Origin of the sequence: Paraburkholderia phosphatilytica, from assembly GCF_003443895.1 — a bacterium.
Lineage (GTDB): Bacteria > Pseudomonadota > Gammaproteobacteria > Burkholderiales > Burkholderiaceae > Paraburkholderia > Paraburkholderia phosphatilytica.
Map to the genome: position 1 here is coordinate 111,168 of NZ_QQOA01000011.1, position 15,358 is coordinate 126,525.

Annotated in this window: 11 protein-coding genes; 7 read left to right on the plus strand and 4 right to left on the minus strand. The window is 63.9% G+C overall.

Annotated elements, in window-relative coordinates; all coding sequences use genetic code 11:
- The first annotated feature begins 624 nt into the window (after nucleotides 1-624).
- Entirely contained in the window at nucleotides 625-2,073 is a 1,449-nt protein-coding gene (locus DVS29_RS14225) for a glycosyl hydrolase (protein ID WP_118181109.1), read from the plus strand.
- A gap of 33 nt (nucleotides 2,074-2,106) precedes the next feature.
- On the opposite strand, the gene DVS29_RS14230 is transcribed toward DVS29_RS14225, so the two are convergent.
- Entirely contained in the window at nucleotides 2,107-3,768 is a 1,662-nt protein-coding gene (locus DVS29_RS14230; RefSeq protein WP_118181110.1) for a cellulase family glycosylhydrolase, read from the minus strand.
- An 87-nt stretch (nucleotides 3,769-3,855) separates the two neighbouring features.
- Nucleotides 3,856-5,079 carry a hypothetical protein gene (locus DVS29_RS14235; RefSeq protein WP_118181111.1) on the minus strand — a complete coding sequence of 408 codons (1,224 nt, stop codon included), beginning with the start codon at nucleotides 5,077-5,079 and terminating at the stop codon, nucleotides 3,856-3,858.
- A gap of 490 nt (nucleotides 5,080-5,569) precedes the next feature.
- Between DVS29_RS14235 and DVS29_RS14240 the strand changes: the two genes are divergently transcribed.
- On the plus strand, nucleotides 5,570-6,751 hold the full coding sequence (locus tag DVS29_RS14240; RefSeq protein WP_240655600.1) for a glycosyltransferase family 4 protein: 1,182 nt from the start codon (nucleotides 5,570-5,572) through the stop codon (nucleotides 6,749-6,751).
- A 65-nt stretch (nucleotides 6,752-6,816) separates the two neighbouring features.
- On the opposite strand, the gene DVS29_RS14245 is transcribed toward DVS29_RS14240, so the two are convergent.
- On the minus strand, nucleotides 6,817-7,749 hold the full coding sequence (locus tag DVS29_RS14245) for a phytanoyl-CoA dioxygenase family protein (RefSeq protein ID WP_164707910.1): 933 nt from the start codon (nucleotides 7,747-7,749) through the stop codon (nucleotides 6,817-6,819).
- A 505-nt stretch (nucleotides 7,750-8,254) separates the two neighbouring features.
- On the opposite strand from DVS29_RS14245, the gene rfbB reads away from it, so the two are divergent.
- A complete protein-coding gene (gene rfbB, locus DVS29_RS14250) occupies nucleotides 8,255-9,316 on the plus strand; it encodes a dTDP-glucose 4,6-dehydratase (RefSeq protein ID WP_118181114.1) in 1,062 nt (353 codons plus the stop codon).
- Between the two features lie 141 nt (nucleotides 9,317-9,457).
- On the plus strand, nucleotides 9,458-10,009 hold the full coding sequence (gene rfbC, locus DVS29_RS14255; RefSeq protein WP_118181115.1) for a dTDP-4-dehydrorhamnose 3,5-epimerase: 552 nt from the start codon (nucleotides 9,458-9,460) through the stop codon (nucleotides 10,007-10,009).
- Here the strand turns inward: rfbC and DVS29_RS14260 are convergent.
- Entirely contained in the window at nucleotides 9,985-10,683 is a 699-nt protein-coding gene (locus DVS29_RS14260) for a TetR/AcrR family transcriptional regulator (RefSeq protein ID WP_118181116.1), read from the minus strand. The genes rfbC and DVS29_RS14260 overlap by 25 nt on opposite strands.
- Before the next feature lie 488 nt (nucleotides 10,684-11,171).
- On the opposite strand from DVS29_RS14260, the gene DVS29_RS14265 reads away from it, so the two are divergent.
- The 3 genes from DVS29_RS14265 (at nucleotide 11,172) to preA (ending at nucleotide 15,331) form a co-directional block, all read left to right on the plus strand.
- On the plus strand, nucleotides 11,172-12,440 hold the full coding sequence (locus DVS29_RS14265; protein ID WP_118181117.1) for a Zn-dependent hydrolase: 1,269 nt from the start codon (nucleotides 11,172-11,174) through the stop codon (nucleotides 12,438-12,440).
- 126 nt (nucleotides 12,441-12,566) lie between these two features.
- The gene (locus tag DVS29_RS14270; protein ID WP_118181118.1) at nucleotides 12,567-13,964 is read left to right on the plus strand and encodes an NAD(P)-dependent oxidoreductase; all 1,398 of its coding nucleotides are present in this window, start codon (nucleotides 12,567-12,569) and stop codon (nucleotides 13,962-13,964) included.
- Nucleotides 13,965-14,032: 68 nt separating this feature from the next.
- Nucleotides 14,033-15,331 carry an NAD-dependent dihydropyrimidine dehydrogenase subunit PreA gene (gene preA / locus DVS29_RS14275; protein WP_118181119.1) on the plus strand — a complete coding sequence of 433 codons (1,299 nt, stop codon included), beginning with the start codon at nucleotides 14,033-14,035 and terminating at the stop codon, nucleotides 15,329-15,331.
- Nucleotides 15,332-15,358 lie beyond the last annotated feature (27 nt).

Genomic DNA, 15,358 nt, shown 5'->3' on the forward strand with positions numbered 1-15,358 from the left:
CGTGTGGTTAAAAGTCCGCTTATTCCCTTCGGGTTAACACGTGCGTCGATCTGGATCCTCTACAATTGCGCGTCATTTTTCCGGTGTCGGGTCCAGGTAACAGGAAAATAAGTGGAAAAATCAGCGGGAACTGAACCGGTCTAAATTGCATCTGTCATTGCTCACTGCGACAGTATTCGACGGAATTGCAGGCGAACAAATTGCCTGATTTTTCATAATCCGCATAATTCAAGCTGAAATTCTTACGGACAGCGGGCGGGTAGCTAATATATGTCGAATAGAAAAGCCACAGATTTTACGGTTTTTAATTCTTTTTTGGCTAGATTTTACCGCTCGAAAAGAGGGCGCGCCGGGGGAAATTTTCCTTCTTTCGTTTTTCTTTCGAATGCAAATGCGAACTGACTACAAATCCTCATTTGATCAGTCAATTCGGTGGTTTACGTGCTTCAGGGCGCCATGCATCGAATGCCGAAAGGTAATTCCTACATAAAGGCTGATGTCCTCTGCATCGCCTTTTGTGAAGGCGACTCTTGCTTTTTACCGATTTTCTTACCTCGTCGGTAAGATTAGGTAAAAGGATGACCTTATACTGCGCCGCTTTGAAACGACACGTGGACGCGGACAGTGACTTTCAATAAACGCACTGAAAATTCTTCGCCGGCTATTGCCGCCCTCCTGAACCAGAACCAGCTCGACCCCGTCGCTCTCGCGAGCGCGCCGGCTACCCGCCGACGCTTCCTCGCGGGCCTGATCGCGGGCGCCGGTTCGCTCGCGCTGGCCGCATGCGGTGGCGGCGGCAGCTCGCCGTCGGCGACCACCAACGCCAGCAGCAGCACGGCCGGCTCGACCACGCAAAGCGCGCAAGGCAGCCAGCCGAACGAGTCGTCGTCCGGCACGACGATTCCGCCGGCCAGCGCGATCACCGACGGCAACGGCGTGCAGTGGACGCTCTCGAACGGCGTGGTGATGCGCGCCGGCGTGAACACGAACTGCCCGCTGTCGGCCACGCTCGTGCTGTACTGGAATCACACGATCTACGCCGAGGATGCGAACGGCAACTGGCAGATCAACCAGAACAACGTGTGGAGCTCGTCGTCGGATCCGCGTGGCACTGCTGCAACTGCTGCCGCGCAGACGTCGAGCGCGCTGTTCTACGGCATCAACGGCCACATGGCGTGGACGTCCGGCATCTACAAGACGATGACGGCCGCGCAGCAGGTCGCGATCCTGCAGGACCTCGGCGTGACCAACTACCGCGCCGACGTCGCCGATGCGGGCATGGCGCAGACGGTGGCCAACGCGCTCAATGGCGCGTTCAAGGGCAGCGGCATTTCGATCCTGCCGTGTATCAACCCGATGAACTGGGATCAGACCTCGTCGGAAAGCACGTCGTATGCGTACGGCTACCAGCTCGCGCAATCGATCGCGCAGGTGCTGAAGGGCCTCGTGAGCTACATCGAGTGCGGTAACGAGCTGGATGCGAACGGCGTGGAGTCGACGGGCGCGGGCAACTCGCCGGCCGACTACAACCCGGCGTACTGGCCGGCGTTCCGCGGCGTGCTGCGCGGCATGATCGACGGCGTGAAGTCGGTCGACTCGACCATCAAGTGCGGCATCAACGTGGGCATTCCGCTCGACTACACGGCGCTGCAGATGCTGTGGAACGGCCAGACGCCGAACGGCTCCGCCACGCCGGACTCGGGCGCGACGCCGCTGCAATGGGACATCACGATGTTCCACTGGTACGAGACGTCGGGCGACATTGTGCGTGCGGGCTCGCAGGGTCTCACGAACGTGCTGCAGATCTTGCAGCAGTCGTTCAACCTGCCGATCTGGCTGACCGAATGGGGCTACGCGCTGACGGACAGCAGCGCGCAGCAGACGTCGTACGTGACGAGCAAGCTCAACGAGTACTACTCGCTGCGCGACACGTACAACCTGCAGTCGGTGATGATGTACGAACTGATCGACATGCCGGGCGGCGACTCGTACGGCCTGCTCGAAGCGGACGGTGCGACGCAGAAGCCGTGCTATGCGGCCTTCAAGAGCTTTACCGCCGCGAACGCGGTGTGATGTGCGGCGCAGCGCGCGCAGCGAGCTGGACGTTCACTGCGCGGCGCGTGCGGGAATCAGATAGCGTGGCAGCGGTCCGACGCGCCACGCGAGCGGCTGGCCGTTCGTCACGGTGACGGTGGATTCGCCGCCCTGCCAGTCGCGCTGGATGTACTGCCCGGCCGGCAGCGGCAACGACACCGTGCGCGAGTCGGCGCCGACCGTCCAGCCGGCGATGATCGTATCGTTGGCGGTGCCGTACTGGAACGCCTTCACGTCCGGCTGATCGACGAGCGCGCGGTTCCACGCGCGCTCGCCGAGCGTCGTCGCGAGCACGGCGGCGCCGACGAACGCGGGCTTCGGCGTCAGATCGTGATGCAGCATGCCGAAGTTGTGTTCGTAGTTGTTCGGGTCCGTGCCGTCGTCGATGAAGTCGTACCAGAAAAGCGCCTTCACGGCGTCGTAGCGCCTCGACAGCAGGTAGCTGCGGATCAGGTTCGCCGCCTGGGTCGCTTCGTCCTGGCCCGGCACCTTCGGATTGACTGGCCAGCCCAGCTCCGTAATCCACACACTCAGCGTTCGTCCGTCCTTGCGCGGGCGATCGTGCGCGAAGTCCTTCAGATACGGCCACGTGGTCGGAATACTCACGGCATCGATCGGCGCGCCCTGTGCCTTGTAGCCGGTCTCGGGCGGGTTTGGCGGCATGTACGGGTGCACGCTGAAACCATCCTGGTCGTTGAGGCCGCCGCGGTCGATGATCGCGGTTGCGCAGTCGGCGCCCGGGCCGCCTCCGGATCCGCCGCCGCCGCATGAAATCACGGTCGCGTTCGGCGCCTGCTGCTTGACCGCCGCATAGGTCACCTTCAGCAGAGCCAGGTAATTGTCGTAGCTGATCTCGCCGAAATTCGGCTCGTTCCACACTTCCCAATGCTTGACGAGATTGCCGTAGTGCTTGACCGCCTCGCTCACATAGCGCGCGAAGAGCTGCCGCTTCTGATCGGTATCGGGAAACTGCGACTTCGCGAACAGCGCCGGATAGGCGGACTTGTTGCCATAGTCGAGCACGATCAGCGGCGAGATGCCGAGATTGACCGCCTGCGACAGATAGTCGCTGTAGCGCGCCGGGAACGTGAACGTGCCCGGTGTTTTCTCGAGCTGCTGCCAGTACATCTCGTCGCGGATCCATGAGAAGCCGGCCTGTTTGACGAGCGGCAGGATCAGCGCGGGCGAGTCCGTGGTCTGCGCGAAATGGGTGTCGACGCCGAAATCGTGCGGCGTGGGCGTGGTGCGCTTGGGCACCACTGCGAGATTCACCTGCGCGCGCGCGAGCGGCGCGGTTTCCTGCACGTCCACCTCGGCATCGATCCGGTAGAGCCCGGCACGCAGGCCCGCAAGCGTGGTCTGGATCGTTTCGCCGCGCCCGCTGCCGTTCACCTTGTGGCGGTAGGTGGCCACCGCGGTGCGGATTACGCGTCCGTCGTCGTCGTACGGATACACGCGTACCGTCAGCGTCGCGTCGGCGGAATCGAGATCGGGACTGAGGCTGAAGCTCACATTGTGACTGGTCGCAGGCGGCACGATCATCGAGCCGGCCGGGTTATCGGCGCGCAGTTGCGCGTGGCACAGCGAGGCGCCAAGCGCGAGCGGCAGCGCGCAGATCAGCGCGCGAAGGCGCGGCGCGGCGCGCTGTGCCGGAAGCGTCAAGCGGATCTTCATGGGTAGTGTCCTCGGCGTCGGGGCGCTGTCCGGCCTGCCAACCCCAGCCATGCGGGTGGCAGACGGGCAGGCAGGGCGGAAAGACGATCAGAGCATCGCGGCCGGACGGCGGGGCTGCGGACGGCGCTGGACGGCGGTACGCACGGGGCGCAGACGGGCGATCAGGCGCGGCGTCGGCGGTGCGGCCGCGATCGCGCGCTGCTCGGCGATCCACTCGGCAAAGCGCGGCCAGTAGCAGATCACGTACGAGATCGGCACGAACGACGTGACCATCAGCGGACTCAGCGTCGCGGTGGCGAGCAGGAACAGCAGCACCACGTAGCCGTCGGCCGCGGTGAAGCCGAGCACGCCGATCAGCACGAGCGCGGCGATGAGCCCCACGTCGACGATGAGGCCCGGCAGGCTCGAGAACGTGGCATCCCGCACGTAGTACTGCGCCTGACTCATGTGGATATAGGGCAGATAGCTGTAGTTATCCGCGAGCGCCTTGGCCTTCAGTCCCTTCAGCAGGTCGCTCAGGTTCGCGTCGAGCAGGAACGGATAGCCGCTGAAACGATCGGCGAAGGTCTCCGAGCCGAAGAAGTTGTGCTGCGCGAAATACAGCGCGACCAGCATCGACAACCCGAAGAACACGCCGATCGATACGAGCGGATGCAGTGAGCGTAGTGGACGGCGCGCGAGGTACAGCATCCCGAAGATGACCAGCACGAACGACGCCTTCGACAGGCTGATGAAGAGGCCGACGAGATAGAGCAGCAGCATCCAGCGGTTGCGTTTGCCCTGCAGCAGATACAGCACGAACGACACCGAGATCAATGACGCGAAGAAGCCCGCTTCCCGCGAGAAGCCGCAGACCCGCGCGAACAGCATGATCTCGTAGAAGTTCGTATTCGTTTCCGCCGCGGCAGTGCCCCACAACATCTGCGATATCTGGTCCGGACCCAGCTGCACGGAGATGTCGTAGGCCACGTAGTAGGTGATGAACTGCACGATCGCGAACAGGATGTTGATCGCCATCCAGAAGTGCAGGTACTCCATGCGCCGGGCGATCGTATACATCACATACGCGATACACACGCCGACCGCGACCAGCTTGATCGCCGCGGACGGCACGCTGAGCCCGCACGCGACGAGCGCGATGCCGAACGGCATGACCCAGCGGCGCGCGGTGGCGAGCAGGAAGCTGACGAACCCCGGATCGAAGAACGGCAGCACCACGTACAGATAGATGGTCAGGCCTTTGATCTGCGGATTGAAGATCACGCAGGTGAAAAACATGTAAAAAAGCACCGAGATGACTCGTGCGTACATGGCATCTCCAACGCGTCGAGCGCGGTGCATCTGCATCCGCGATCGTGTAAAAAAGAAAACGGTCCGTCCAGGAAGGACAATGTCGGCCGTCGGCAATACCCGTCCACGCGCGGGCTTCGGCGACATGGCGCCAGCGTGCCTCGCACGAACCCGATCCGATGGCCGTGAGGCCATTCATGCGGAGATGGGCCGTGGCCCTGCGACTCGTCAGTAACGAGCCCTTATTCGCTGCACATAATGTGCCAGCCAGCCTCCAATGTTCAAATTAAAGGCGAAGCTGTTGCACGACCGTGCGGGAGCGCACTTTCGCGTGTCCGGGTGGTGCGTCCTTCGAATCCATGCGCCGCCGTCCATATGATGGAACGCGAATCGAGGCAACCCTCGCATCCCACCGGAACCTGTGTGTGAAACCGTACTGAGGGGGTACTCCGGGTAAATGCCTAATCGAGGCGATGACGCGACGAACGTAACGATATGGAGGGGGACGACGTTGAACCGGGAACCAGCTATCGCAACCGCGCAATCCGCCGCGGCGGCCGATCCGGCCCGTGCGGCCGCGCCGATCGATACGCGCTCGCGTACCTTTGCCGACGCGCTGGCGATCAACGGGAAGTTCGCGTCGCAGCGGATGACTGGCGTGCAGCGGGTCGGTTACGAACTGGCCGCCGCGTTCCTGCGGCTCTGCCCCGAAGGCTCGGCGCCGCTCGTGCTGATGCCGTCGGACGCGAATGCGGAAGTGAGTCTGCCGCGCGCGAAGACCTTGCGCGGATCGATGGCAGGCAATCTGTGGGAGCAGCTTGCGCTGCCATTTTCGACGGGCGGCCGAACACTGCTGAGCCTGTGCAACATCGGCCCGTTGTTCGCGCGCCGCCAGGTGCTGATGATCCACGACGTGGCCGTCTACGACCTGCCCGAAAACTATTCGTGGAAGTACCGGCTCTGGTATCGCTTCGCGTATTCGGTGCTGAAATCGCGTGTCGAACGCATCGTGACGGTGTCGGAGTTCTCGAAGGCGCGCATCGTCGAACGGCTGCGCATTCCCGCTGAGCGCATTGCCGTTGTGCCGAACGGCGTCGATCATTTCGACCGAATCGAGCCCGACGCGCGCGTGCTCGGCAAGCTCGGTCTGCGGCGCGACGGCTACGTGCTGATCGTCGGCAATCTGTCGGTTGGCAAGAATCTGGCTCGCGTGCTCGCGGCCGTCGAACAGCTCGGCGAACGTTACGACTGGAAGTTCGTCGTGGTCGGCAGTTGCGATCTCAAGGTGTTCAATTCGAGCGCGAAGACCAACTACGAGCAGTCGAAGAGCATCGTGCAGGCTGGCTTCGTGTCCGACGGCGAGCTGAAGTCGCTGTACGAGCACGCGGGCTGCTTCGTGTTTCCGTCGTTATACGAAGGATTCGGATTGCCGCCGCTCGAGGCGATGTCGTGCGGCTGTCCGGTGGTCACGTCGCGCGAGGCCTCGCTGCCCGAGGTATGCGGCGACGCGGCGGTCTATTGCGACGCGTGGTCGGTGGACGACATCGCGGCGAAGATCGCGGAGGTGATGAACGACGCGGCGTTGCGCGACGATCTGCGGCAGCGCGGCCGCGAACGCGCAAAACGCTTCAGCTGGGACAACGCGGCCCGGCGCCTCTTCGACGCGGTGACGCGGGAGGGGCGCGCTGGGTGAGCCGACTGCCGCGGCGCGCGTGGCAGCGGGCGCGCCGGCCGATTTCGCCGGGCGCGCCCGGACGCTCAGCCAAGGCGGCGCAGTGCGCGTGCAACGCGTCGCACGAAACTGCCGCGAGCCTGATGGCGGCCGCGCCGGGCGCGCCGCAGCAGCTCGATGACGACGCCGCCGCGCCGTAGCCACTGCTGGCGACGTCGCGCGGTCGTCTCGTCGCGGCCTTGCAGCCATTCGAATGCGAGCGGCGCGACGTTCAGACGCGGGGGCGTCGAAAACACGAGGATATAGGCGAGGCGGGGATTCGGCGTGAGGTTGGCGCCCGCCGAATGCAGCGTCCTCGCCGTATGGATCACCGCACCGCCCGGTGGCAGGGGGCAGTACACCGCATCGGACGGATCGAAGTCGCCGATGCATTGCAGGCCGTGTACGCGGGGATCGTCGTTGAAAGGCCGATGCGGCAGCACGCCGCGAGTCTGCGAAAGCGGAATGTAACGCATGCAGCCGTTGTCGATCGTGGCGTCCGTAGTCGGCATCCAGATCGCAATCTGCTGGCGGCCGCGATTCGCGTCGGACTGGTAAGCCTCATCCTGATGCCACGGCGTTTCGGCACCATGGAACGCGGGCTTGTAGATAGCGTGATCGAAGGCGAACGCGGCGTCGGGGCCGAGCACCTGGCGCGCGATGGCCAGCGCGTTGCGGAAGTACGCGGTTTTGTGCAGTTGCGGAGCGTAATGGTGAGTCCAGACGAGTTCGGTGAGCTGGTCGGAACCGGGGCCGTCTTCAGGGTCGACGATGTCGTGGCGCGAGCCCTCCTTGAAGCCGACCTTGCGGTCGAGCAGGTCTTTGATGGTCGCGTCGATCCGTATGACTTCGGAGCGCGGCGCGATGGACGGCAAGGTGACGAAGCCCGAACGGCGAAGGACGTCGAGTTGTTCGTCCGTGAGGGGTTGTGCTGCAGCTGCTTCGTCGACGCTGTAAGTATTGTTGATCAGGGTCGCCACGTTGTGAGCCTCTTCTTGTTTTGCGGCCGAACGCGAGGCGCCGGTGAAACGGAGGACGAGGGCGGGGTACGCGCTGGCTGCTTTCGTTGGAATACAGATGGGGACAACCGGGCCAGCCGACAGTCAGCTTTCGTCGGAAGAACGGGAGGCCGGGCTGAAGTGAGCCCGATGCTATTTAGTGGTACAGACCGCTTCTGTACGGTTTCGCACATGACGCATGGCGGCGGTCCGTAGGGTTCATTGCACGGTCATGTCGACCCGGTCAGGGTTTACGGCAGTCCTGAAATTTGCACGTAACGTTTCACTGACAACGAACTGACAAACGCCAAGAAAATGGCTTGAAATACAGGTTGAAAACGCGAGTCGAGAGCGCCCTGTTTGCGTGGCGCGAGAACCGCGCGGCAGGACGGAGCGATGCGTTGGTTGTCCGCGCATCGAACATGAAGTTGCCAGGTCAAGGAAAGGACCGCAGGCAACGGCGATGTGTTCAAGGTGAGGAGATGCAATGATTCTAGTAACGGGCGGTGCGGGCTTTATCGGCGCGAACTTCGTGATCGACTGGTTGCGCGTGATGGGCGAGGCGGTGGTCAACGTCGACAAGCTCACCTACGCGGGCAATCTCGGCACGCTTCAGTCGCTGCACGACGATCCACGCCACAGCTTCGCGCGTGCGGATATCTGCGACCGCGCGGCCATCGGGCAGCTGCTGTCCACGTACAAACCGCGCGCAATCGTGCATTTCGCGGCGGAGAGTCACGTAGACCGCTCGATTCACGGACCCGGCGATTTCGTGCAGACCAATGTGATCGGCACATTCACGTTGCTCGAAGCGGCACGCGAATACTGGAGCGCGCTCGAGGGCGAAGCGAAGACCTCGTTCCGCTTCCTGCACGTCTCCACCGACGAAGTGTTCGGCTCGCTCGGCGCGGACGATGCGCCGTTCTCCGAAACGACCGCGTACGCGCCAAACAGCCCCTATTCGGCGTCGAAGGCGGGCTCGGATCATCTGGTGCGCGCATGGCACCACACTTACGGGCTGCCGGTGCTGACCACGAACTGCTCGAATAACTACGGTCCGTACCAGTTCCCCGAGAAGCTGATCCCACTGATGATCACGCGTGCGCTGTCGGGCGATGCGCTACCGGTCTATGGCGACGGGCAGAACGTGCGCGACTGGCTATATGTGGGCGATCACTGCAGCGCGATCCGCGAAGTGCTCGTGCGCGGTGTGCCCGGCGAGACCTACAACGTGGGCGGCTGGAACGAGATGAAGAATCTCGACGTGGTCCATGTGCTGTGCGATCTGCTGGATCGCGAGCGGCCGAAGCAGGCAGGCTCGTACCGTGACCAGATCACCCGCGTGACCGACCGGCCGGGGCACGACCGGCGCTACGCGATCGATGCGCGCAAGCTCGAACGGGAGCTGGGATGGAAGCCTGCAGAGACCTTCGAAAGCGGGCTCGCGAAAACGGTGCAGTGGTATCTCGACAATCAGGAGTGGGTCGATGACGTCGCGTCAGGCGACTACCGCAAGTGGGTGACGACCCACTATGCCAAGGTAGCGTGATGCCGTGGCCGGTGCGATGCGTCACACGCCCGCATCGCATCGGCCGCGTTCGAAGAGTGTCCGTCCGGCAGCACGCGGTGCCGGTTACGGGTCACCGTCAAACGAGACCCGCTTACGAACTTCCAGACGGAGCCAGCCGACATGGCTATCCAGGTGACATCGACCGCGCTGCCAGAAGTAAAAATAGTCGAGCCGACCGTGTTCGGCGATACGCGCGGTTTCTTCTTCGAGAGCTTCAACCTGCGTGAATTTCACGAGAACGTCGCGCGCGGGTTCGAGTTCGTGCAGGACAACCATTCGCGCTCCACGCGCGGCGTGCTGCGTGGCCTGCACTATCAGATCCAGCATCCGCAGGGCAAGCTGGTGCGGGTCGTATCGGGCCAGGTGTTCGATGTCGCGGTGGATCTGCGCATCAGTTCGCCGCTCTTCGGCAAATGGACGGGCACCATGCTCTCCGCCGACAACCACCGGCAACTGTGGATTCCACCGGGCTTCGCGCACGGCTTCATCGTGATATCGCAGGAGGCCGAGTTCGTCTACAAGACCACAGACTTCTGGTTTCCCGAATACGAGCGTAGCCTCTTGTGGTGCGATCCCGAAGTGGACATCGACTGGCCGATCGAATTCGAGCCCGTGCTCGCGCCGAAAGATGCTGCGGGCAAGCTGCTTTACGAAGCGGAGTGCTTTCCCTGACGCTTCGCGCCGCACGCGCGCAGCACGAGCGTCACTACCTCTTCGGTGGCGGCGTCGAAGGCTTTCTTCGATAGCGCGCGCTTGCCGGCGAGCGCGACGATCTGCGCGTCGAAATCGGCGAAGTGCTGCGTCAGCGCCCAGATCATGAAGAGCAGCGTGCGCGCATCCACCGGTGCGAGCAGTCCGCGCGCAACCCAGCCGTCGATCATCGCGACGCGGGTTTCCATCCACGGCTTCACCGCCTCCGTCAGGATGTCCTGCATGTGCGTCGCGCCGTGGATGATCTCGTTTGCCCACACTTTCGAGCCGAGCGGACGGCGGCGCGACAGCTCCATTTTCGCGCGCACGTAGCCTGCAATCGCTTCGACCGGGTCGTCGTTCGATTCGAACGAATCCGCCGCGCGATGCCATTCCTCGAACACGTCTTCGAGCACACGCCGGTACAGGTCGAGCTTGGTCGGGAAGTAGTAGTGCAGGTTGGCTTTCGGCAGTCCGGCGCGCTCCGCGATCATCGCGGTGCTCGCGCCTTCCAGTCCGCGCTCCGCGAATACGGCTTCCGCGCAGGCCAGCAGATGGGCCTCGTTGGAGCTGCGAATGTGTGCCTTGCGCCGCCGCAAAGGCTGCGCCTGCGTTTCCCGTTCGGCGCCCGCGGCGAGCGTTTCGTCGATCTTCATCCAGAACCCTCAGTCGGCTGGGTTGCCGCATCGCGCCTCATTGTAGCGGCATTGCACGCATCGCATCCGGCCTCGGCACCGCTCGCGCGATGCATCGGGTTAACCCGTCAAATGCTCGAACAGCACGCGTGCTGCAGCGCAATGGCACGCTTCTCGCAATGCAAGAAGCCATTGAAATCCCGGCGCTAATCGGCTAAAACCTGTCCAATCGGACAGGATTGGGATCGCGGCTCATAGCGTACCGCAACTTCGGTCGAACGCATGCACCGCACGCGAGCGCGGCGCCCCAAAAGCAGTCTTGTCCGCACCTTGGCAGCGCCGGGTTAGCGCGTCTCAGAACCCGCTCAAGCAGCAGGCAATTGCAGTTCCGCAGTACGGCAGCATCTGTTTTACAGCCCGTCGTTCCTGGCGTTCGTCCGCATAGAGGCGAGCCGAGCGGACGGCGGCCCTCAGTACGGATCGCAGGATCCGGGTCAGGAGTAGAGCCGATGAACGCAGTAACGGAAGCGGCGCTCGACACGTCGATCAAGGTCAACGGTCAGCGTCTGTGGGACAGCCTGATGACGATGGCGAAGATCGGCGCGACGCCGAAAGGCGGCGTGTGCCGTCTCGCGTTGACCGATCTCGACCGGGAAGGGCGCGACCTGATCGTTGGCTGGGCGAAAGAAGCCGGCTGCACGGTAAGCGTCGACCAGATGGGCAACGTGTTCATGCGCCGCGCGGGCCGCAACCCGAACGCGCTGCCGGTGATGACGGGCTCGCATGCGGATTCGCAGCCGACCGGTGGCCGTTTCGACGGCATCTACGGCGTGCTGGGCGGCCTCGAAGTGATCCGCAGCCTCAACGATCAGGGTATCGAGACCGAGCATCCGGTCGAAGTCGTGATCTGGACCAACGAGGAAGGCTCGCGCTTCGCGCCGGCGATGGTCGCGTCGGGCGTGTTCGCGGGCGTGTTTTCGCTGGAGTACGGGCTGTCGCGCAAGGACGTGGACGGCAAGACGATCGGCGACGAGCTGAAGCGGATCGGCTACGCGGGCGATGTGCCGTGTGGTGGCCGCCCGATTCACGCAGCGTTCGAGCTGCATATCGAGCAGGGCCCGATTCTCGAAGCCGAGCACAAGACGATCGGCGTCGTGACCGACGCGCAGGGCCAGCGCTGGTACGAAGTCGTGCTGACCGGCCAGGAAGCGCATGCCGGCCCGACGCCGATGCCGCGCCGCCGCGATGCGCTGCTGGGCGCTTCGCGCGTCGTCGATCTCGTGAACCGTATCGGCCTGAACCATGCGCCGCTCGCGTGCGCGACGGTCGGCATGATGCAGGTGTATCCGAATTCCCGCAACGTGATTCCCGGCCGTGTGTTCTTCACGGTCGATTTCCGTCACCCCGAGGACGCGGTGCTCGCCCAGATGGACGCCGAGCTGCGCGAGGGCATGAAGAAGATCACCGAAGCGATCGGGCTCGAAACGCAGCTCGAACAGATTTTCTATTACGCGCCGGTTCCGTTCGACACCGCCTGCGTGAATTCCGTGCGCGCCGCCGCGAACCGCTTCGGCTATCCGAACCGCGACATCGTGTCCGGCGCGGGCCATGACGCGTGCTATCTCGCGCAGGTCGCGCCGACGTCGATGGTGTTCGTGCCCTGCGTGGACGGCATCAGCCACAACGAAATCGAAGATGCGACGCTCGAGTGGATCGAAGCGGGCGCCAACGTGTTGCTGCACGCGATGCTCGAACGGGCGCGCGAGCCGGCTTCCTGACGTGACCTTGAAGAAAAGTTAGCGATCCTGCGCTTCATTTGATCTGACACACGATGTGAGGACGATCCGGCTTTGCCCTGCAAAGCCGGACGGAGTCGTATTGCCTTTCACAGCATGAGGAACCGCATGACTACCCAATCAAACAGCGAAGCCGGTGCAATCGGTGATATCGCCGCGGGCCGCGCGTCTGCGGCGGAGCTCGCCTGCCAGTTCGGCGACGTCGCGCCACTGCTGAATGCGCAGGAAGCGGCCGTGGCCGCGAGCCGCTGCCACTACTGCTACGACGCGCCGTGCATTCAGGCCTGCCCGACAGGTATCGACATTCCGGGCTTCATCCGCAAGATCGGCAACGGCAACCTGAAGGGCGCGGCGGTGGACATTCTGTCCGCGAATCCGCTCGGCGGCATGTGTGCGCGCGTGTGCCCGACCGAAGTCTTATGCGAGGGCGCCTGCGTGCGCAATCACCAGGACCGCGAGCCCGTGACGATCGGCGCGTTGCAGCGGCATGCGACCGATTGGGCGATGGCGAGCAACGCGCAACTGTTCACGCGCGGGCCCGAAACTGGACGTCATGTCGCCGTGGTCGGCGCGGGTCCGGCGGGGCTTGCGTGCGCGCATCGGCTCGCCGTGGCCGGTCATCGCGTCACGATCTTCGATGCGCATGACAAAGCCGGTGGCCTCAACGAATACGGGATCGCAGCGTACAAGACCGTCGACGATTTTGCGCAGCGGGAAGTCGACTGGCTGTTGTCGGTGGGTGGGATCGAACTGCGAACGGGTGTCGCGCTGGGTCGCGATGTGAGCCTCGATGCATTGCGCCAGCAGCATGACGCGGTGTTTCTCGCAGTGGGCCTGGCCGGCGTGAAGGCACTGCAGAGCGAAGGCGAGCAGCTGGACGGCGTGATGAACGCGGTCGATTTCATCGCGCGGCTGCGGCAGAGCGACGACCTGTCGACGCTGCCGGTGGGCCGGCGCGTGGTCGTGATCGGCGGCGGCAATACCGCCGTCGATGCGGCGGTGCAGAGCCGCAAGCTCGGCGCGCAGAGCGTGACGATGGTGTACCGGCGCGGCGTCGACGCGATGAGCGCAACGTGGGCGGAGCGCGAGTTCGCACAAACCCAGGGCGTTGCGCTGGTGCTGTACGCACAGCCGCTGCGCGTGCTTGGCAGTGGCGGCGTCGCGACCGGCGTCGAGTTCGAACGCACGCGCGAAGAGACCTCGGCCGATGGGCAGATGAAGCGGCTCGTCGGCACCGGCGAGCGCTTCGTGATCGAGGCCGATATGGTGCTGAAGGCGATCGGTCAGACGCTGGTCGCGAGCGGGTTCGATGCCGAACTGCTGACGACGGATGGCAGCCGTATCGCGGTGAATGGCGGGCGCCGCACGTCGTTGCCCGACGTGTGGGCGGGCGGCGACTGCGCGGCAACGGGCCTCGATCTGACGGTGGAGGCGGTACAGGACGGCAAGCTCGCGGCGGCATCGATCGACGCGATGCTTGCGGGCGGTGCGGCAAAGGCGGCATGAGCGAATCGAATCGAAGCACCGTAAACAGAAGACACAACGCGACACAACGAATCCCCACGGAGCAGAACATGGCCGATCTACGCTGCACGATTGCCGGCATCACGTCACCAAATCCGTTCTGGCTCGCGTCCGCGCCGCCCACCGACAAGGCCTACAACGTCAACCGCGCGTTCGAGGCGGGCTGGGGCGGCGTCGTGTGGAAGACGCTCGGGCTCGATCCGCACGTCGTCAACGTGAGCTCGCGCTACGGCGCGGTGCAATGGAACGGCCAGCGCATCGCGGGCCTCAACAACATCGAACTGATCACCGACCGTCCGCTCGACGTGAACCTTCGCGAGATTGCACAGGTGAAGCGCGACTGGCCGGACCGCGCGATGATCGTGTCGCTGATGGTGCCGTGCAACGAGCGCGACTGGAAATGGATCCTGCCGCTCGTCGAGGATACCGGCGCCGACGCGGTGGAGCTGAACTTCGGCTGCCCGCACGGGATGAGCGAACGCGGGATGGGATCGGCCGTGGGCCAGGTGCCGGAGTACATCGAGATGGTCACGCGCTGGGTCAAGGAAGGCTCACGCCTGCCATGTCTCGTGAAGCTCACGCCGAACATCACCGACATTCGCCTCGGCTCGCGTGCCGCGTACAAGGGCGGCGCGGACGGCGTGTCGCTGATCAACACGATCAACTCGATCGTCTCCGTCGATCTGGACCAGATGGCGCCGATGCCGACCGTCGACGGCAAGGGCACGCATGGTGGTTACTGTGGCCCGGCCGTGAAGCCGATCGCATTGAACATGGTGGCCGAGATCGCGCGCGACGCCGAAATGCCGGGCCTGCCGATCTCCGGCATCGGCGGGATCACGACATGGCGCGACGCCGCCGAATTCATCGTGCTGGGCGCGGGCAGCGTGCAGGTCTGCACGGCCGCGATGCACTACGGCTTTCGCATCGTCTCCGATCTCGCGGACGGCCTCGCGAACTGGATGGACGAGAAGGGCTACGCGACGCTCGACGATTTCCGCGGCCGCGCGGTGCCGAACGTGACCGACTGGAAATACCTGAACCTGAAGTACGACATCAAGGCGCGCATCGACCAGGACCGCTGCATCCAGTGCGGCCTGTGCCACATCGCATGCGAAGACACCTCGCACCAGGCCATCACGCGCGAAAAGGACGGCGTGCGGCACTTCGACGTGGTCGACGAAAACTGCGTCGGGTGCAATTTATGCATGCACGTGTGCCCGGTCGACGGATGCATCACGATGGAGCGGGTGGATACGGGCGAATTCGCGAACTGGACCACGCATCCGAATAACCCATCCCGCGTGACAGCCACCGAAGACGAAACCGCCGCGGCACGTGCCGCCTGAAGCCTGAGAGCAAGCGAGCTGGCCGGG